10 protein-coding genes are annotated in these 19,604 nt (G+C 71.0%); all 10 read right to left on the reverse strand.

Translation table 11 applies throughout. The features are described from left to right. Window positions 1–5 precede the first annotated feature (5 nt). Genes VMS22_19740 through VMS22_19785 form a run of 10 tightly spaced genes read right to left on the reverse strand, consistent with a single transcriptional unit; the run spans window position 6 to window position 19,342 of the window. Window positions 6–9,209: a nuclear transport factor 2 family protein gene (locus tag VMS22_19740; GenBank protein ID HXJ36272.1), complete on the reverse strand. Its 9,204-nt coding sequence runs from the start codon at window positions 9,207–9,209 to the stop codon at window positions 6–8. A gap of 39 nt (window positions 9,210–9,248) precedes the next feature. Beyond that, window positions 9,249–10,451 carry an NAD(P)/FAD-dependent oxidoreductase gene (locus VMS22_19745; protein HXJ36273.1) on the reverse strand — a complete coding sequence of 401 codons (1,203 nt, stop codon included), beginning with the start codon at window positions 10,449–10,451 and terminating at the stop codon, window positions 9,249–9,251. Between the two features lie 49 nt (window positions 10,452–10,500). Next, window positions 10,501–10,926 (reverse strand): hypothetical protein, encoded by a 426-nt coding sequence (locus VMS22_19750; GenBank protein HXJ36274.1) that lies wholly within the window; start codon window positions 10,924–10,926, stop codon window positions 10,501–10,503. Next, window positions 10,926–12,218 carry a DUF1329 domain-containing protein gene (locus VMS22_19755; GenBank protein ID HXJ36275.1) on the reverse strand — a complete coding sequence of 431 codons (1,293 nt, stop codon included), beginning with the start codon at window positions 12,216–12,218 and terminating at the stop codon, window positions 10,926–10,928. The genes VMS22_19750 and VMS22_19755 overlap by 1 nt, the downstream gene beginning before the upstream one ends. Window positions 12,219–12,267: 49 nt before the next feature. Next, window positions 12,268–12,756 (reverse strand): DUF4340 domain-containing protein, encoded by a 489-nt coding sequence (locus VMS22_19760; protein ID HXJ36276.1) that lies wholly within the window; start codon window positions 12,754–12,756, stop codon window positions 12,268–12,270. Then, window positions 12,753–14,093, reverse strand: a complete 1,341-nt coding sequence (locus tag VMS22_19765; protein HXJ36277.1) for a GldG family protein — start codon at window positions 14,091–14,093, stop codon at window positions 12,753–12,755. The genes VMS22_19760 and VMS22_19765 overlap by 4 nt, the downstream gene beginning before the upstream one ends. Further along, window positions 14,090–14,833: an ABC transporter permease subunit gene (locus VMS22_19770; GenBank protein ID HXJ36278.1), complete on the reverse strand. Its 744-nt coding sequence runs from the start codon at window positions 14,831–14,833 to the stop codon at window positions 14,090–14,092. The genes VMS22_19765 and VMS22_19770 overlap by 4 nt, the downstream gene beginning before the upstream one ends. Then, the gene (locus VMS22_19775; GenBank protein HXJ36279.1) at window positions 14,830–15,771 is read right to left on the reverse strand and encodes an ABC transporter ATP-binding protein; all 942 of its coding nucleotides are present in this window, start codon (window positions 15,769–15,771) and stop codon (window positions 14,830–14,832) included. Before VMS22_19775 ends, VMS22_19770 begins: the two co-directional genes overlap by 4 nt. Then, complete coding sequence (locus tag VMS22_19780) at window positions 15,768–18,320, reverse strand: MMPL family transporter (protein ID HXJ36280.1); 2,553 nt, start codon at window positions 18,318–18,320, stop codon at window positions 15,768–15,770. Before VMS22_19780 ends, VMS22_19775 begins: the two co-directional genes overlap by 4 nt. Then, a complete protein-coding gene (locus VMS22_19785) occupies window positions 18,317–19,342 on the reverse strand; it encodes a YCF48-related protein (protein HXJ36281.1) in 1,026 nt (341 codons plus the stop codon). The genes VMS22_19780 and VMS22_19785 overlap by 4 nt, the downstream gene beginning before the upstream one ends. Window positions 19,343–19,604: the final 262 nt, after the last annotated feature.

A 19,604-nucleotide genomic window follows, 5' to 3' on the forward strand; every position in this document is an offset into this window, starting at 1 on the left:
CCCGTCTACGCTCGGGATTTTCGGCCCAGCTCCTCGAACCGCGCACGTGCGAGGCCGAGGTCCTCGGGCTCGAAGAGCTCCATGCCGGCGCCTCGCTCGCCGTCCCACACGAGGATCCGCAGGTAGACGCTCTCGAACGCGCCCCCGCCGGCCGCGAGAGTCCCGGACATGCGCCCCATGCAGAGCTCGCCGTGCGAGCCGGTCGCCACGGTGTACAGCGTCTCGACGACGAGGTCGGGGGCCTGCTCGAAGAGCGGCGCCAGCGAGGCGACGAACGCGTCGGCGCCGTCGATCCGTCCGACACCCGTGCGCCGGTGGTCGTGCAGGACGAAGCCGTCCCCCATCGTCGCGCGAATCCGGGCCGGGTCGTGGGCGTTCATCGCGCGCACGGCTTCGAGCGCGACCGGGAACCACAGCGGCCCGCGGCGGTAGTAGCGCTCGTTCATCTCGAGGCTCGCTGCCCGGCGATCGGCGGCGTCGAAGTGCACGACCGCGACGACGCGCCCGTGCCCGTCGACTTCGACCACCTCGAGAAGCTCGACTTCGGAGAGCAGTCGGCCCTGCGGATCCCGTCGCGTCCAGTCGAGCTGTCGGAGCGCGAGACGGTCGCCCGCGGTCGCGAGGGTCGCCGGCGATGCGAAGCTGCCCTCGGCCCAGGTGAACTGGTTGCTGGCGAGGAGCGTGTCACGGTCCGCCGTCGTGCGGAGACCTGCGCGACGGTCCTCGTAGACGATGTCCGGCGCGTAGAGGTCGCCGAGGACCTTCCAGTCCCGCGCCGCGCCGGCGGCGTGCCAGCGATCGCTCGCGCGCGTGGCGGCGTTCGGCCGGATCCGGATGCGCATCCCGGCGTGCCCGGTCGGCGCGGTACACAGCTCGTCGAAGCGCGCACGGGCACGCTCCATGTCTTCGAGCTCGAACAGCTCGGCGCCGACGACGCGACCGCCGCGGTGCATGATTATGCGCAGGAAGACCGACTCGAATGCGCCGCCGTCGACGAGCGTGCCGAACATGCGGGCGACGGCGAGCGCTCCTCTCTCGTGTACGGCGGCGAGGTAGAGCGTCTCGAAGGTCACGTCGGGCGATTGCTCGAACAGGGCGGCAATCGAAGCGACGTAGTCGTCCGCGTTCCCGATGCGGCCGACGCCCGTGCGCCGGTGGTCGTGGAAGTGGAAGTCGGCCGGAAGGACGGCGCGCAGGCGAGCGAGGTCGTGCGCGTTCAGCGCCCGCGCCAACGCGACCTGTGGCGAGCCTCCGGCGTCGCCGGCGTAGTAGCGTTCGAACATCTCCCGGCCCGCCGCGCGCCGGTCGTCGGGATCGAACACGATGAGCGCGACCGCCCGGCCCTCGGCGTCGACCTCCGTCAGCTCGAGCGACTCCACCTCGAACTCGCCCTCCATCCCGGTCCACAGACGGCGCTCGAGCACCAAGCGATCGCCCGCAGTTGCGAGGACGGTACGCTCGAGGCGCGTACGCCCCGGTCCGATCGCGCGGAAGTTCGCGAGCATCATGTCGCGATCGCCGGCGACCAGGAAGGAGCGCCGGCGATCCTCGTACACCGCGGCCGGCGCGATGATCGCGCGGAGCACTTCCCAGTCCCGGGTCGCGAATGCCGCCGCGAACCGATCGCAGGCGCGCGTCGCCGCGCTCGGCGGGATCCGAAGGGGGTCGGGACGCAGCGCGGCCAGACGCGCGATCGCGGCGTCGACCTCTTCGATCTCGAACAGCTCGAGGCGCGTCACCCGACCGCCTGCGACGGTCGCCAGGGACAGAAGAGGGTTCTCGTACGTTCCGCCGTCGCGCAGGGTGCCCGAGGCCCGGACGACGGCGACGCCGCCGTGCGGCTCGAGCGCGACGACGAACGGTGTCTCCACCGAGACCTTCGAGGCGAGCTCGTGCACCGTCGCGATCGAGGTCACGTAGGCGTCGGCTCCTTCGATGACGCGGAGCCGGGTCGCGCGATGATCGGTGACGACGACGTCGGCCGCGATCGCGGCACGGACGCGATGGAGGTCGCCCGTCTCGATGGCATGGCTCAGTTCGGCCGGCGGCCCCAGGACGGCCGCCGCTCGCGGGTCCTGTGCGATCCAGCGACGAACCATCTCGCGGAAGGCGGCCGGGCGATCGTCGAGGTCGAAGGCCACCGAGCCGGCGATTCGTCCGCGTTCGTCGGATTCCACGACGCCGAGGTATTCGAGCACGAACGGGCCGGTGGCGTTCCAGGAGGGATCGCCGAATGCGAACTCGGCGGCTGGGCTGTCTGACGTGGAGCTCCAGGTGAAGCGTTCGAGCGACACGCGGGGGCCCGCGGTGCCGACCAGAACCCGTCCCAGGTGGACTTCATCGTGTTGCGCGATCTGCTTGGCATTGGCGACCCAGGCCTCCACGTCGAGCGTGATGCGGACGTGCGCCCTGCGATCGTGGAACTTCGCATCCGGCGCGAACATGGCGCGAAGCGCGGCCCAGTCGCGCGCATCGAAGGCGGCCTGCAGGCGATCCCTCGCCGCGGTCGCCTCGTTGGGCCTTGCGAATGCCGCCAGCGGATCGCCGGGTACGCGGGCACGCAGCTCGTCGAAGCGCGCGCGAGCCTCGCCCATCTGGTCGAGCCCGTAGAAGTCGAAGCTCTGGACCAACCCCCGTGCGTCCAGCTCGGCGACGACGACTCGCGGTGATTCGAACGCGCCACCGTCGCGCGTACCGCGCCAGGTCACGATCGAGAAGGTGCTCCCCGCGGCGGCCCACACGTGGTTGAAGCGGAAGTCGGCGTCGCGCGCGAAGTCGTCGACGAGCGATCGCATCGTGTCGACGAGGCCCGCACCATCCAGCACCAGCCGACCCAGGGGGCCGTGGTCGCGTACCTCGAATCCGGGGGCGAAGAGGGCGGCGAGCGCCGTCCAGTCGCGCAACGTGACGGCCCGGCCGAACGCGTGCATCAGGGCGTGCGACTCGCCCCAGGGGCCTCCCTCGCCGGTCGCGTAGCGCTCCCGGAGCTCCGCGTAGGCCGCGTCGACATCGTCGGGATCGAAGCGGACGAGGGCGACGCGATCGCCGTGCTCGTCGACCTCGACGATTCCGAGCGACTCGGCCTCGCCCGGCGGAATCGCGCCGTTCGTCGCCTCGATGCGTAGCCGGGCGAGCACCAGCCGATCTCCGCGCGTCGCGATCACCTCCGACGTGAGCCGGGACGGGCGCAGGTCGAAGACGGCGCGCGTGCGCTCCAGGTGCTGCGCGCGATCGAGCTCGACATGGGAGTGGCCGCGCCTGTCGATCTGCCGGAAGCTCGGCCCGAGAGCGGCGCCGATCGCCTCCCAGTCGCGCGTGTCCCACGCGCGCTCGAAGCGTCGCAGCGAGCGCGTCGCCACGGTCTCGACGAGGGGCGATCCAGCGGGCGCGCTCGTGAGCGCGGCGAAGTGCGCGAGCGCAACAGCGAGCTGGTCGAGGTCGTACTGGTCGAAGCGATGGACCAGGCCGACGGCGTCGTGCTCGGAGACCACGATCCACGGCGTCTCGAACGATCCGCCGTCGCGCGTGCCCTGCCAGGCCCCGACCCACAGGAGCCCACGGTCCGAGACGCGGACGTGATCGAGACGCAGACGTGTGTCCGGCGCGAGATCGACGAGTGATCGCAGGGACTCGACGTACGCTCGAGGTCCGCGCAGGGTCTGCCAGCCGAGTCGCCGGCGATCGTTCACGACGAGGTCGGGCGCGAAGAGCGCGGCGAGGTCCTTCCAGTCGCGTCGTGCGAAGCCCTCCGTGAACGAGCGCATGACGGCCGAGATGCGACCGTGGATCGCGGCCTCGCCCGCCGCATGGCGCCGGTCGAGCTCGCCGTACGCGGCATCGAGATCTCCGGCGTCGAACACGACCATCGCCGAGCAGTCGCCGCAGTCGTCCACCCCGACGATCTGCAACCACTCGGACTTCGCCGGGCCGACGGAACGGCCCGCAGACTCGAAACGTGCCCGGGCCAGCGCGAGACGGTCGTCGCGCGTGGCGATCGGCTCCAGCGTGAAGCGCGACGACTCCACGTCGAACATCGAGCGCAGGCCCCGCAGGTGCTGCTCGCGGTCGACGTCGAGCTGCACGATCGTGCGCCGGTCCACCAGACGGAAGTCGGGCGCATGGATCGACGCGACGGCCCAGTCCCGTGCCTCCCAGGCGCGCTGGAAGCGAACCATGCAGCGGGTCGCAGCGTTCTCGATGCATGGCGCCGGCGACCCGACGAGCGCGTCGAAGCGCACCAGCGCCTCCGCATCGCGGTCGGGGTCGAACCACTCGACGCGTGCCAGGAGACCGTCGGCGTCGAACGTCCGCAGCATGAGAAGCCGTCGTTCGAACGTTCCACCTCCTGCGCGATCCCTGCCCGTGGTCGTCCAGCGCAGGAGACAGGCGTCGGGCTCGAGCGCCACCACCTCGTCGATGCGGATGGCGAGGTCCTCGGCGAGCTCGTGCTGGGTCTCGTGTACCCGCGCGAGCGCTTCGGCGCCCCGCAGGGGCTCCATCCCCAGCGGCCGGTGGTCGGCGAACTCGACGTCCGGCGCGAGGAACTGGAGGAGCAGCCCCGGGACCGCCTGCAGCATGGCGGCGACGGTGCGCGCCGTCGCCGCCGCGCGCGTTTTCTCGGGGCCGTCGGGCAGGAGATCGGCATGGCGCTGGTAGAACCGGGCGACGGCGTCGGCGAGATGATTCGTAGCGAAGTTCTGCTCGAGGCGCGTCAGGCGTCCTGCGGCATCGGTCTCGATGATCACGTATTCCTCGCGATCGACCGCGCCGAACAGAAGATCGTTGTCGCCGGCGAGCGCCGCGAACGACATCCAGCCGTGCACGAGGGCCAGCCGGTCGCCGAGGGTTGCGACGGTATCCCCCCGCAGCCACGCCCCAGAGGCCTCGAACAGGGCACGCCAGGCGACGACCATTCCGCCCGCGTCGAGAATCGTGCCCGTCGCGTGGTCCACGGCCTCGTCGAGATCCCCGAAGAACGGCTCGAGCGCCGCCGTGTCTCGCGCTGCGAAGAGGGCAGCGAGACGCGCCTGAACCTGGCTCGCCAGGTTCGGCCGCACGCGGTGCACGAAACGGCCGGGGGATCCGATGCCCGAGGCGTCGACGAAGCGCGCCAGCGCCTCGTCGGCGCGCGAGACGTCGGTCTGTTCGGAGCGCGTGAGCCGCCCGTCGGCACCGAAGCTGAGCGCCAAGCAGAGGCTCCGCGCGAACGTCCCCCCGCTCGCACGGTCGGTTCCCGTCATGGTCCAGGACACGAGGAGCGCGTCGGGACGAAGACCCAGGACGTCGTCGACGCGGGCGGTCAAGTCCTCGGCGAGCGCGAACAGGACGCCGATCGCGCGCCGCACCGCGTCCGCGCCGCGCTGCGTTTCGAACCCGACGTTGCGGAGATCGACGAGCTCGACGTCGGGTGCGAAGACCGCCGCCCAGCGATCGAGGTCCGGCGGCCCGAGCATCGCCGCGACCGTGCGGGCGATCGACGTGGCGAGGGTCTTCTCGGGGCCATCGGGGAGGAGCGCGGCGTGGCGCTCGTACAGTCGTGCGATCGCGTCGCCGAGCTTGTCGGCCGCGAAGACTTCGCTCCGCACCGCCCGCCCGCTGCCGTTGGTCTGGGTCAGAACGGCGAACTCCGTCTCCAGGGCACCGAACGGCAGGCCGTCCAGTACGATTCCCGGTACGGATATGGTCCCGCGATACAGCCCGAGGGAGTCGCCCAACGCCGCGAGCGGCTCGTTCCTGAAGACGAAGCTGTCGCTCGCCTGGATGAGCCTGGCGAAGGTCTCGATAATTCCGTCGCGTCCGGTCTCCAAGCCCGCCGGGTGGTCCACGTACTCGAAGTCTTCATCGAAGAGGCTCGAGAGCGCGTCCGAGTCGCGAGCGGCCATGACGGCTTCGAGCCGAGCCGCGTAGGTGATCGCGTCGTTCGTTCGCACGCGCCGCCGGATGGGTCGCGCCGGTGCGGGCGACTCCGCGGAGGGCGGCGCCGGAGCGGCATTCCCCGTGCGGCGCCGCGCCTGCTCGGCGAGCAGGGTCGCACCCTTCGACTCCCAGAGCTCGATCGCGCGCCGCTCCTCGACGTCGGCCTCGGGGTCGCGGCCCGAGGCGCGCAGAGCGGTCGCGAGAGCCATGCGGGCGTTCGCGTGATGGAGGAGCGCGTCCGTCCCGGCAGCCAACTCGACCGCGGCACGGGCCAGGTCGATCGCGGCGACGCGTTCTCCGCGTCGCGCGAGGGCTTCGGCGCGCACGCCGCGCCAGGCGATGGCCGCTTGCAGGTCGTCGCCGGCGAGGGCTTCGCCCTCTTCGGAGATCCGTTCGGCCTCGGCGGCCCGGTCCTGCGCGAGAAGCGCGCGGCCGAGATAGGCCGCCGCCTGCGCCGCATCGATCGCGAGCCCGTTCTCGCGCAAGCCCTCGTACGCGCCGCGCAGGCGGCGCTCGGCGGCGGGCGCGTCGCCCTCGAGCAGGTCGATCAGGCCGGCGAACACGTCGGCTTCGAGCAGGCGGTTGGAGATGCCGAGGTCCTCCAGCATCCGCCGCGACGATCCGATCATACGCCGGGCCGCATCGATGCGGCCGCGGAGTGCTTCCAGCACCGCCTGACAGCGCAGCGCGACCGCCTCGACCGCCGGAGCGCCTTGCGTGATGCGCAGCACCCGTACGACGTCGAGGCAGCGTCCGCTCGCGCGCGTGACCGGGCTCGGCCCCCAGAGCGCGGCGACCGGCGCGCCGGCGAGCACCGTGTTCGCGCGCCGGCGATCGTGCGCCCGCCGCGCCGCCGCGAGCGCGCGATCGAGCGCCGCTTCGCACGCGCCGATCTTTCCCAGCCGCTGCAGCGCGAGGGCGTGCACGGAATGTGCCTTCGCCTCGCCCGCGGTATCGCCCGCCGCCGAGAGCGCCTCGGCCGCCACGGCGACCTTTTCTGCGGTGGCATGCAGCGACGTGGGATCGGTCAGGACGGCGAGCTGGCCGGCGAAGCACACGTGCCAGGCGCGGAGCCGCTCCGAGCCGGACGTGAAGCGGCCGAGCTCGGCCAGCGCGCTCTCGGCGGGATCGACGTCGCCCGCCGCGAGCAACGCCTCGCACCAGTCGAGGGCGAGCTCGGCACGAGCGGGGTCCGCGCCGTCCAGGCGATCCAGCGCGCGCGCGAGGAGGGTCGCCGCGACGCGCACGTCGTCGCGTGCGAGCGCGCGCCGGCCGGCGGCCGCGAGGTGCCGGGCGGCCCGCTCGCCGAGGGCACGCCCGCGCTCGTCGAGCGGGCCCAGCTCGCGCAGGTTCTGGTGCGCCTGCTCCAGGTGCCACCCGATCGTCTCGTCGTGCTGGGCCTCGCCGGCGCGTACGAGGATCCACTCCGCCACGCGGGCGTGCAGCTCCGCCCGCGTGCCCTTCAGCACGCGGCGGTAGGCGGCGTCGCGGACGAGCGCGTGGTGGAACCGCAGCGCGGGCTCACCGAGGAACCAGCTCGTGTCGGGCTCGACCAGCTCGCTGCGCCGCAGCGCTTCGAGCCGGGCGTCGAGGTCGCCCTGCGCCTCGGCCGGCAGGAGGTGTGCGACCGCGGTCCGCGAGAACTGTCGCCCGACGACCGCGGCGCGCTCGATCACGACGCGCTCGTCGGGCCGCAGGCGCTCGATGCGGGCGGCGAGCAGGGCGTGGATCGTGGGGGGCATCTCGAGGCTCGCGAGCTCCGCGTCCACCGTCCAGCGATCGCCCTCGCGCCGCAGCGTGCCGTCGTCGACGAGCATGCGGACGAGCTCGCCGACGAAGAGCGGGTTCCCCTCGCTGGCGGCGAGCACGCGGCCCGCCACGGCGGCGGGCAGCGCGTCCGCACCGATCACGTTGGCGGCGAGCCGCGTCGCTGCGCCGGCGTCGAGACCCGTGAGCGTCACGACCGCCGAGACGGTGCCGCCGGGAACGGCGAGCTGCGCGCGCACGTCGCGCAGCTCGGGCCGCGCGGCGCCGAGGACGAGCAGCGGGACGCCGCCGCTCCACTGCACCAGGTGCTCGACCAGGTCGAGCAGCATGGGCTCGGCCCAGTGGAGGTCGTCGATCATGAGCACGACGGGACGCGTCGTCGCGAGCGCCGTGAGGAAGCGCCGCACGACGAAGAACGTCTCCTCCGGCGCCGCGGGCGTGTCGGACAGAAGGGCCGCGATGCCGCCCGCTATCCGCGCCCGCTCGGCGTCGTCGCCCGCGACGGCACGCTCGGCCGCCGCGCGGACGTCGTCGGTACCCGCACCATCCGCGACGCGCAGATACGCCCGCAGCGCGCGCGCGAGCGGCGCGAACGTGGCGCCGCCCGCCGCATCGCACGACGCGGACAGGACGGTCGCGGCGTCGCCGAGCCGCCGCGCGAACTCACCCACGAGGCGCGACTTGCCGAGCCCCGGGGAGCCGAGGACCACGGCGAGCCGCCCCGCCGGCGTCGTCACCGCGGAATCGTATGCCGCTTCGAGCCGTCGCAGCTCGTCGTCGCGCCCGACGAACGGGATCGCCGCCACGCCGGCCGGGCGCTCGAGCGATACGACACGGTACGCCGGGACCCGCTCCGCGCGGCCCTTCAGCGCGAACGTCCCGAGCGGTGCGAGCGTCACCAGCTCGCCGACGAGGCGGCGTGTCGACTCGCCGATGAGGACGTCGCCGTCGCCGCCCTCCTGCTGCAGGCGGGCCGCGACGTTGATCGGATCTCCGACGATCTCGGCCTGGTCGGGGCTCACGACGACCTCGCCGGTGTTGATCGCGACCCGCAGGCCGCCGAGCAGGCCCGCCTGCTCCCCGGCGAGGTCGTGGAACGCCTGCTGCATGGCGACCGCGGCGCGGACGGCCCGGATGGCGTCGTCCTCGGCCACGCGCGGCACGCCGAAAGCCGCGAGCACGCCGTCGCCGAGGAGCTGCACGACCCGGCCGCCGTGCGCCTCGATGGGCGCGCGCAGCGTCCGGTAGTAGCGCTCCATGACACCGCGGGTGGATTCCGCGTCGAGCCGCTCGTGGAGCGCGGTCGAGCCGATCAGGTCGGCGAACACGATCGTGACGACCTTGCGGGCGCCGGTCTCGTCCGCCGGCCGGGCCGCGACGAGACGCGCCCCGCAGGCGTCGCAGAACTGGGCCCCCGCCTCGGCCTCGGCGCCGCATGCCGGGCAGCGGAGCGCGAGCGAGCTGCCGCAGCCGCTGCAGAATCGCGCCCCGGACCGGCTCGCCTTCCCGCAGCTCGGGCACTCCATGGCTGGCCCCGGTTGATAGCCGGGTGGGCCGCCGGGCGTCTACTCTTCCCCGAAGAAGCGACGCCGCGCCCGCTCGTCGCACGGGCTGTCCGGGCCGCTGCTGGGCACGTCGACCACGCGTGTCGGGTCTTCGACGAACAGCGGGAACACGCGCGCCCGGCGCTCGTCGGCTTCCGGGCTCATCTCCATGAAGAGGTCGGCGTACCAGCCGTCGGCGCGATGGACGATGGCGTAGGCGCGATCGTGCTCGGCCGCGTAGGCGTGGCCCGCGGCCTCCCAGTCGTCGCCGGCGGCGAGCGCGTCGCGCAGCACGCGCGCGCCGCGCAGCGCCATCGACATGCCCTGGCCCCACGTCGGATCGCTCGTCGCAGCCGCGTCACCGAGCAGCGCGACGCCGTCGCGATACGGGTGCTCGACCCACGAATCGGCGCCGTCGAACGTCGCCAGCGGACCCGCCATGCGCGCGGTCGCGAAGGCGCCGTGCGGGATGCCGATCGCCTCCGCTTCGGCCTTGAACCGCCCGAACCCCGCCTCGCCTTGCAGGCGCGCCGCGCCGCTCGACGCGTTCCACCCGACGTAGCAACGTGCGCGGCCATCACGCTGCGGGAAGACGTACCCCATGCGGCCGTGCGGCGGGTCGGCGAACTGGTAGAAGTGGCCGGGTTCGAGCCCGAGGGTCTCGACGTACACGCCGGCGAACAGGAGTCGCTCCGGATCGCGGCGGGTCTCGAAACCGGCGAGCCCGCGCGCGGCCGAGCCGCGCCCGTCGGCCGCGACGACGATGCGCGCAGCGACGTCGTCGCGACGTCCGTCCTGCTCGACCGAGACGACGGGCGGTCGTCCGGGGCGAAGGCCGACGACGCGGGCGCCGCGCCGCACCTCGGCGCCCGCGCGCACGGCAGCGTCGACGCAGATGCGCTGCAGGTCGGGGTGATAGAAGGAGAACCAGTTCATCCCCTGCAGCGTCGTGGCTGCGAACGGGCGCTCGGAGACCTGCGTGCCGGCGACGAAGAAGCGCAGGGTACGCAGCTCCTCGGCGATCGCGGGTTGCACGTCGCGAAGGAGCCCCAACGCCGCGAGCTCCGCGGCGCCCCAGGGGGCCAGCGCTTCGCCTCGCACGCGATCGCGGAACTCCCGCTCGCGCTCGACGACCAGGACGCGGGCCCCGCGCTCGGCCATCGCCTTCGCGAGCGCGCTGGCGGCGATGCCGCCGCCGATCGTGACGATGTCCCAGCGATCCACGACGGCGCATCCTCCCACTCGAGGAACGGCCGGTCCAGTATCCGCCGCGCTACTTCGCGGCCGGCGTCTCCACCACGATCACCTTGTAGTCCGTGAACGACGGCGTCTCGTCCTTGAGGAAGCTGCCGCGGAACCGCTCTTCCGCGCCCGCGGCGAGCGGCTTCACCTTGCCGGCCTTCAGCAGGTCCTGCGGGTTCGCCTCGGGGACGGTCAGAACCTCGGCGCTCTCGTTGTAGGTGTCGGTCGACGCGACGACCTTGCCCTTGTCGTCGACGGCGTCGATGCGGAGCTTCACCCACCGCAGGGCGTGGTCGGTCGTGTTCCGGAGGCGGCCGACGACGTTGTACCACGTGGAGCCGTACCCCGACTCCCAGCGGCCTTTGTGCTCGAGGATCTCCGCGTCGGCCGCGCTCGCCGTCGCGCCGGCGCTCCACACGAGCGCGGCGACGGCGAGCGTGAGCCACCAGGCGCGCATCAGTCGGTCATGCGCGTGAGCGTGCGGAGCGAGAAGTACGCCGGATCCCACTTCTTCTCGATGAACGATTCCTGATAGCGGCCGCCGAGCGCGGCACGGTTCGTCTTGTCGTTCACGCCGACGACCAGGTTCGGGAACACGGCGTGGTAGGTCTCGTCGTTCTTCACGAAGTGGTAGCCGCACATCGCGGTGTAGAAGTACTCGCCGGCGCGGTTGTGCACGAGCTTCCAGTAGATGCGGTACATCTCCTTGTCGAAGTACATGATGACCTTGCCGAAGTTGTAGTAGGGGTCGCTCGACTGTCCTTCGACGATCCACACCGGACGCGGCACGAAGACGAGATTCTCCTGGATCCACCAGGGGGCGCCCTTGCTGCCGGGCTTCTCGTAGCCGGCCGACATGTACGGCGTGTCGACCGCGAACCGCGTCGGGCTCGGGCCAGGCTTCATCTTGAAAGGATACGGCTGGAGCACCGGGGCGAGCACCGTGCTCTCGCCGACGAGCTTCCACTGGTAGTACTCGATCTTGCCCGCGTAGCAGTTGAGATCGTCGGCGAAGATGTCGAGGCCCGCGACCGGATCCGAGCGCGAGGCCGCGTTCACGCGACGCGCGCGGCGGGTCGACGGCACGTACGCCCAGATGGCGTCCTGGCTGTCCCAGTCCCAGTAGCGCTTGGTGAGCGTGGAGACGCCCTCGACGTCCTGTGGCTCGAGCGCGCCACCGACGCCCTGGACCGCGAGGTTCTCCGGGTTGTCCTGGATCTGCCCTTCGAGGCGACCCTGGTAGATCATGCCGTGCAAGAAGGCCTTCACGCGACGGAACTGTCCGTTGCCGTCGACGCCATTCAGCGTGAACGTGGCGCCGCCGCCGCCGCCGGCGTTGCCCGCGAAGGCGAAGTTGTGCGCGATCTTGCAGGCGGCGTTGGGATCGCTCTTGTCGATGGTCGGGAACGGCAGCCCGATCAGGAAGTCCGGGATCTTGCCGGTCGACTTGTCGACGAGGCCGCACTGCTTCGGCTCGACGTCGTACTTGCCAGCGTTCGATGCCGTCGCGTCCCAGAACTTGCCCGAATAGTTCTCGCGGAACTTCTTGGGATCGACGGGAACGACCTTGAACCAGTACTGCCCGTCCTTCAGGCGCTTCACGACGGGCTCGGGCAAGAGCTTCTCGCCCTCCTGCCAGTTGTTGGCGTCGAGCACCCACGGCTGGTCGTCGGCGGCACGTGCGGGCGCGACGAGCCACAGCGCGCCCAGCGCGAGGCCGAGCCACGCGAAACGAATCGTTCTTCTCATTGGGACCCCCTCCGAGCTTCGCATGGTTCGCCCGTTTCGAATACGGTTGTCAAGGCGTTGCGGTCGTCGAAGCGACTCTCCGGACCTTTTCGACCTCCCAGCGGAGCAGAGAGCCGACGAGCAGCACCGGCGTCTGGCCGGCGTGTCGCACGTACAGTCCGGTGCCCGCGGGGTTCGGCGCGCCGAGCTCGAGGTCGAGGACCGTGCGTGTGCCCGAGAGCACGCGAAGCCGCGGCGCGTCAGCCCCGAGACCGTAGGCCGACGGGTCGCTCGGCGCCTCGTCGACGATGCCGACGGGTCGCAGCGTGGCCAGGGCTGCCAGCAGATCCTCCACCTGGGGGACACTCCACTCGCTCCCGCGGCGTACGGCGGTGAGATCCGATCCGATGTCGACCCGCGAGATCGAATCGATCGGAGTCGAGAGAAGCGTCGCTGCGAGCGCCTCCTCGGGTGGCGCAGCGGGCGGGCGCGTGAGCGCGAGGTACGTCGCCAGGACCGCGAACGTGATCGCGAGGCCGATGGTCCCTCGACCCGTCACGCGAATCGCCGGCGCCGCACCGTTGCAGCGGCGACGCCCGCGCAGACGAGCGCCGGGACGATCGCCGCGAGCCACAGGACGAGCCGTGCTTCGCGCGCCGTGAGAGCGAGCGACGAGAACGTCGACGTCGAGCGGACGGGCGGGCGCGCGGCCGTGTAGGCGTCGGCCCGGGTCGCGAGCTCGGCCGCGACCAGGAGGAAGTCGCGGTTGCCGAGCACGCCGAGGTGCAGGTTGGTCCCGAAATCCGCGTCGCCGACCACGACGACGCGCCCTTCGCGCCCCTGGCCGGCGTCGACGCGCGCGAGCGCGGCGACGGGGAGCGGACCGCGGCGGTCGACGTCGGGCCGGAAGTGCGTCTCGCCGTTGCCGAGCGATCGCCGATCGACGTCGGCCCAGGTCGACTCCGCCGTGACACCGAGGTACTCCGCGCGCACGCCCTCGCCCTCGACCAGCCGCAGCGACTGCGCGATCGGCAGGATGGCGTTCACCTCGGGCGCCTGCGGCACGAGGCTCTGGTTCAGGAACGCGATGCGCGCGGCGAGCCCGTCGGTGCCGAGCAGCCGTCCCTGCTCGTCGACGACCACGTCGTTGCCGAGCTCCACGCCGAAGCCGCGCAAGAGCCGGGCGACGCTTGGCGGCGTCGGCGGATCGACGAGCGCCAGCAGCGATCCCCCGCGCCGGACGTGGGCGTCGATCGCCGCCACCTCGGACGGCGCGAGATCGCGCGTCGGACCGGCGACGATCACCAGCCCGGCGTCGTCCGGCAGCGCCGCCGCGCCCTCCACGACGCGGAGGTCGAATCCGTCCGCGGCGAGCGCCTCGGCGCCCTGGCCGCTGCCGCCGCGTCCCTCGTCGTCGCGCGGGTCGCATTCGCCGTGCCCGCGCACGACGTAGGTCGGGACGGGCGGCGTGCCCGCCACGCGCAGGATCGCCGAGGTGATGCGCTCCTCGGTCGTGAGGTCGACGCGCTCGCGCCGCTCGCCCACCTCGACCACGACGACGTTGTAGGTATGGACGCGCAGGCGCTCGGCCGCGCCGGGGCTCCGGTCCAAGTCGAGCAGTCTCGCGTGCACGCGCGGCGATGCGTCCTCGTACAGGGCGAGGAGGTCCGCCAGGTCCTGCCGCATCGCCGGATCCTGCCCCGAATAGAATCCGGTGACCGTGACGTCGTCCCGAAGGCGCGCCAGCACCTCGCGCGTGTGCGGCGCCAGCGTGAAGCGCTTCTCCGGCGTGAGATCCAGGCGCCACGGATGCCGGTGCGCGATCAGCACGACGCAGGCGAGAATGCCGGCGACGAGCGCCGTCTGGACGGCGAGGAGGAGGGGACCACGCCTCATGCGACCCCTCGCCACGCGCGCGCGCCGAGCGCCCGCAGCGCCAGGAAGAGGAACAGGGCGGCGAAGGCGGCGAAGAACACGACGTCACGGAGATCGACGACGCCCTGTGCGAACCCCGAGAAGCGATCGAAGAGCGAGAGGCCGACGACGATCCAGGCGACGCCCTCGCCGATAGCTGCCTCGTTGGTCGACGCGAACCACAGGAAGACGATCACGCCGTACGTGAGCATGGCGCTCACGACCTGGTTCTCGGCGATCGCCGAGGCGGCGAGCCCGCACGCGATGAATCCGAAACCCAGGAGCACCATGCCGAGGTAGCCGGCCAGGACGGGCCCGACCGCGAAGGGGTGCAGCGCGAACAGGACCGCCGGCCCCACGGCCGTTCCGCCGAGCATGATCAGATAGACGACGGCCGCCGCGAGGAACTTGCCCGCCAGGACTTCCTGATCGCGGATCGGGAGGCTCCACATGAGCTCCAGCGTGCCGAGCTTCCGCTCCTCGGCGAGGAGCCGCATGGTCACCAGCGGCACGACGAGCATCGCGACCAGCCGGTAGTGCAGGAATACGTAGCGCCACAGGCCAGTCGGCAGGCCGCCGCCGCCGAACAGGACGTAAAACGTGAGGTCGCTGTAGAAGAAATAGCCCGAGAGGAAGGTGAACGCGCCGATCAACGTCCAGGCGAGCGGCCCGCCGAACATGATGCCGAGGTCGCGGCGGCAGATGGCGAGCGCCTTCCTCACGCGCGCGGACCCTCGGTGAGGGCGAGGAACGCCTCTTCGAGCGACGGCTCGACCGGGACGAGGGCGAAGAGCCCGATGCCGGCGGCGGCGATGGCGGCGGCGATCGCGGGCCGCACGTCGTGGCCGAGCGCCACTTCGACCCGGCAGCGCCCCGGCTCGGAGGGCCCGGGCAGCGACTCGGTCCCGAGCACGCCGGCGACGCTCGCGAGGATGCCCGCGAGACGCTCGGCGGGTGCCGCCGCTTCGACGTCGACGTAGGAGGTCCGTCGCAGGCGGGCGGCGAGCGTCGCCGGATCGCCGTCGGCGAGGACGCGGCCGCGATGCAGGACGACGACGCGGTCGCAGAGCGCTTCGACGTCGGCCAGGATGTGGCTCGACACGAACACGGCGTGATCGCGCCCGAACTCCCGCACGAAGCGGCGCGTCTCGGCACTCTGCGCCGGGTCGAGGCCCACCGTCGGCTCGTCGAGGAGGAGCGCGGGCGGATCGCCCACCAGCGCGGTTGCGAGGCTGACCCGCTGCCGGAAGCCGCGCGAGAGGGCCCCGATACGGCGGCGGCGGACGTCGGCGAGCCCGGTGCGGACGATCGCGCGCTCCATCGTCTCGCGCCGCGCGGCGCCCGCCGGCACGTCGCGGAGCGCGGCGACGAACGCGAGTTGGTCGTCGACGGTGAGCTCGTGCTGCAGCGCGGGACGCTCGGGCACGTAGCCCAGACGCCGTCGCGCCGCGAGCGGCTCGCGCTCGAGGTCGAGCCCGTCGATCGACGCCGTGCCGGCGTCGGGCGGGAAGATGCCGGCGAGAATGCGGAACGTCGTCGACTTCCCCGCGCCGTTCGGCCCGAGAAAGCCCACGACCTCGCCCCGCTCGACGCGGAGCGTGACGCCGTCGATGGCGGTGCGGCCGCCGAATCGTTTGGTGAGCTGCTTGGCTTCGATCAAGCGACCGCGGCGCGGGCCGAGTGTGTCGTGGCCGGCACCACGCGTGCGGTGAGGAAGCGCGGTCGTACGACTTTGATCCACGCCGGCACGAGCACGAGCCCGCCGAACGTATTGAAGATCATGAGGAGCGCGAGGAGCAACCCCATCTCGGCCTGGAACTTCAGATCCGAGAACCACCAGAAGATCGTGCCTGCGAGCATCGTCGTCGCGGTGAAGATGATCGCCTTGCCGGTGGTGGCCGTCGCGTAGTCGACCGCGTCGTCGAGGTCGCGACCTTCTTCGACGGCGTCGATCATGCGGCTGAAGTGGTAGATCCCGTAGTCGACGCCGACGCCCGCTCCGGCCGCCGCGATGGGCAGCGAGTTCACGTTCAAGTCGATGCGCCACAGGTACATGAAACATTCGCACGCGAGCTGCGAGAGCACGACGGGAATCATGAGCAGCAACGTCGCCACGATCGACCCGTACGTGAAGTACAGGCACCCCGCGACGGCGACCATCACCATGATGAGCGTCGTCCAGTACGAGTTGTCGACAGCCTCGTTCACCGCCGCGAGCACGCCGAAGAGGCCGCCCGCGAGCAGGTAGTGGATGTGCTCGTCCGAATGCTGCGCAGCCCACGACTTCCCGGCGTCGATCGCGTTCATGATCGTGTCGTGCGAGTAGCCACGGAAGAGCGTGATGATCGTCCCGTACCGCATGTCGGGCGACATGAAGCGATCGAGGTCGCCCGCCTGGCCTGTCTGCGTGAACTGGTAGAAGAGCTCGGCGATGTACTTCTCCTTGTCCGGGATGAAGGCCCACTTGGGCTCGCCCTCGCGGAACAGGCGCGCGAGCTGCTTCAAGATGTCGATCACCGTGACCGACTGGCCGGCCCCCGGGACCGCCTCCATGTGGTCGGCGAACTCCTCCATCTCGTTGAGCGCCTGGACGTTCTTGAGTCCGTCCACCTTGCCCGTGTCGGCGATGATGACGAGCTGGTTCGCGCCGACGAACTTCTCGTTCAGCTTGGCGTACGCGATGTTGTACGGGTGATCGGGGAAGAGGAGCGCCGCGCCCGGCGTCATGTCGCCGACCTTGAGTCGCCAGCCCCAGACCGGACAGAGGAGATAGAGCGCGATCGTGAGCGCGACGCCGGCGTAGCGCCGCCAGCCGTTCGATGCGGCGATCGTCCAGTTCGTGAGCACCTGGTAGATGTGCTCGTGCCAGAGGTAGAGCGCGACGGCGATCGCGAGCATGAGCCCGAGCTTCACCGGGCCGAGGAGCGCCCACGCGATCGACAGCGCGTAGCCGAAGAACGCCGCACCGCTGATGGCGAGCGTCGCCCAGCCGAGCGCCCGCGCCCACCCGGGATAGCCCGCGTGCGTTCCCGGCGGGCTCGTCGCCGAGAGGATGATCGGATGCAGGGTCACGACGCTGACGAAGATCGAGACGATCCAGAAGCTCGAGAAGATGGCGCACTTCTGGATGAGCGGGATCGGCGCGATGGCGACCACGAGGAGCGCGAAGCCGTCGGCCAGCACCGACGCGATCGCGGGCGGAAAGAGGTGCGAGTACGATTCGACGATCGCCGTCGTCTTGTCGCCGGTGTGATGGTACTCCTCGTGGTAGCGGTCCATCGATTGGACCGAGTGCGAGAGTGCGCGGGCCGAGAGGAAGACCGGGATCACGAGCACGAGCGGATCGAGGTTGAGGCCGAGGAGCGGGACGAGCCCGAGCGCCCACACGCTCGAGAGCACGCCGGAGAAGATCGGCACCCACACGCCTGGCCAGCTCCGGAAGTAGTTCCAGAGCAGGAACGTGAGCGCGGCGACCGTGAGCACGAACACCTGGCCCACCTGCGGCACGTAGCGTTGGATCGACGTGTAGAGCCACGGAAAACCCGTGATGTAGACCTTGGTGTTGTCGTCCTCGACGTGGGCCTTGATGTCGTTCAGGCGGGTGTAGAGGTAGTCGAAGTCGAGCTCCTCCTCCCAGAAGCCTGCGGTCACGAGCGCCGCCGTGTCGTCCTGCGAGACGTAGAGGCCGCGGATGCCCTTGGTCGAGTACACCGCGAACTTCACGCGGTCGGCCGCCTCCTGCGTCTTCGGCACTTCGGGATAGAACACTTCACGGATCTGGATCGCACCCCCCGCGTTCGTGATGCTCTTCATGCGCGGGTGGGCGATCGACAGGATCTGATACGGGACGACGCCCTTCGTCTCCGTCAATTGCTTCGTGATGTAGTCGACCTTCTCGAGCGTCGTCGGATTGTAGATGTCGCCGTGCTGGACCTCGACGATCATCGTCAAGACGTTCGCGCTGCCGAACATCCGCCGGAACTCGTTGTAGATCTGGATGTACGGATGGCCCTCGCGAACGGTGACCTCCTTACCGAGGAACGTGAGCTTGAGCGGCCCGGGGTAGAAGTCCAGGAACTGCGGGAGCACGCGGATGTGGGTGCACTGCCAGGCGAAGAACACGGTCATCACCGCCGTGAGGATCGCCACCGGCATGCGGCGGCGGAGCAGGAAGCGGAGGTAGGCTTCGATCCATCGCTTGGGAATCATGACTTCGTCTCCGTGGATCCGTGGCCACCTTCCAGACGCTCGAGCTTCGCGCCCTCGATCCGGAGCACGAGGCCCTCGGATCCGACCGCCAGCCCGCCGCCCGTCGGCGCGATCGACACGGTGCGGATCCAGTTCGAGGCGAGCTGGATCGGCAGCGGCTCGACCACCCAGGTCGCGCCACCGTCGGTGGTCTTGAGCACCGTTCCCGAGTCGCCCACGATCCAGCCGGTCGTCCCGCGGAGCGCGATGTCGTAGTAGGACCGTTGCGTCACGGGTGGGGGCACCGTCCGCCACGTCTCGCCGCCGTCTTCGGTCGCGAGGATCGTGGAATCGATGCCGACGGCGAAGCCGTGCTTCGCGTCCGTGAACTTGATGCCGAACAGGGTGCTCTCGATCGGTGTGTGCTGCTGGTGCCACGTCCGGCCGCCGTCGTCCGACGCGACGATGATGCCGAACTCGCCGACCACCCACACGTGGTCGGCGTCGCCGAACGACATGCCGTAGAGGTTGACGTCGCCGGGCTCGACGCCCGTGTCGAGCGCCGTGTCGGGGAGCACGACCGACTCCGGAATGCGCGAGACGGTCCAGGTCTTCCCGCCGTCCTCGGTGTGGACCATGGTGCCGAAGTCGCCGACCAAGTGACCGCGCTCGGCCGTCGGGAACTCGATCGAGAAGACGTGGCGGTTGGAGCCGGTCTGGAACTGCGTCCACGTGTCGCCGCCGTCCTTCGTGCCGTAGACGATGCCCTCCTTGCCGGCGATCCAGGCCGTACGCGCGTCGCGACAGGCCATCGCGAGGAACGGGCGTTTCGTCCCGGCGTCCTGACGTACCCAGCTCTTGCCACCGTCGGTCGTGCGCAGAATGCGTCCGAGCTCGCCCACCATCCACCCTTCGCGGTCGGTCGGGAAACACGACGCGAACAGGTTCTGACGGACGTCGTCCAGGTCGATCGGTGTGCCGGGCGCGGCCGCCGCGGGAACGGCCAGGGCGAGCGCGGCGAATACGGCAAACGATCGTCTCATCAAACCTCCTGGGCCCACGAGCCCAGGGGCCCTGCGAGCGTCGATCAACGGGCATACCGGGACGGCGTTTCTACTGTCAACGCCGTCCGCGTGCCGATCGATACGTCGGGACGATCTCGGGCCTCAGAAGACGAACTCGAACTGGAACCGGACGTTGTCGCGGTCGCGGACGGTCCCGAACTGCCCCGTGGGGGCTCCCGAGATGTGCGTGAAGTCGAAAATCACCCGGAAGGGGTCCCGCACGAGTTGTACTCCGGGCTGG

The organism is Candidatus Eisenbacteria bacterium (assembly GCA_035577985.1).
In the GTDB taxonomy this organism is placed as follows: Bacteria; Desulfobacterota; Binatia; order DP-6; family DP-6; genus DATJZY01.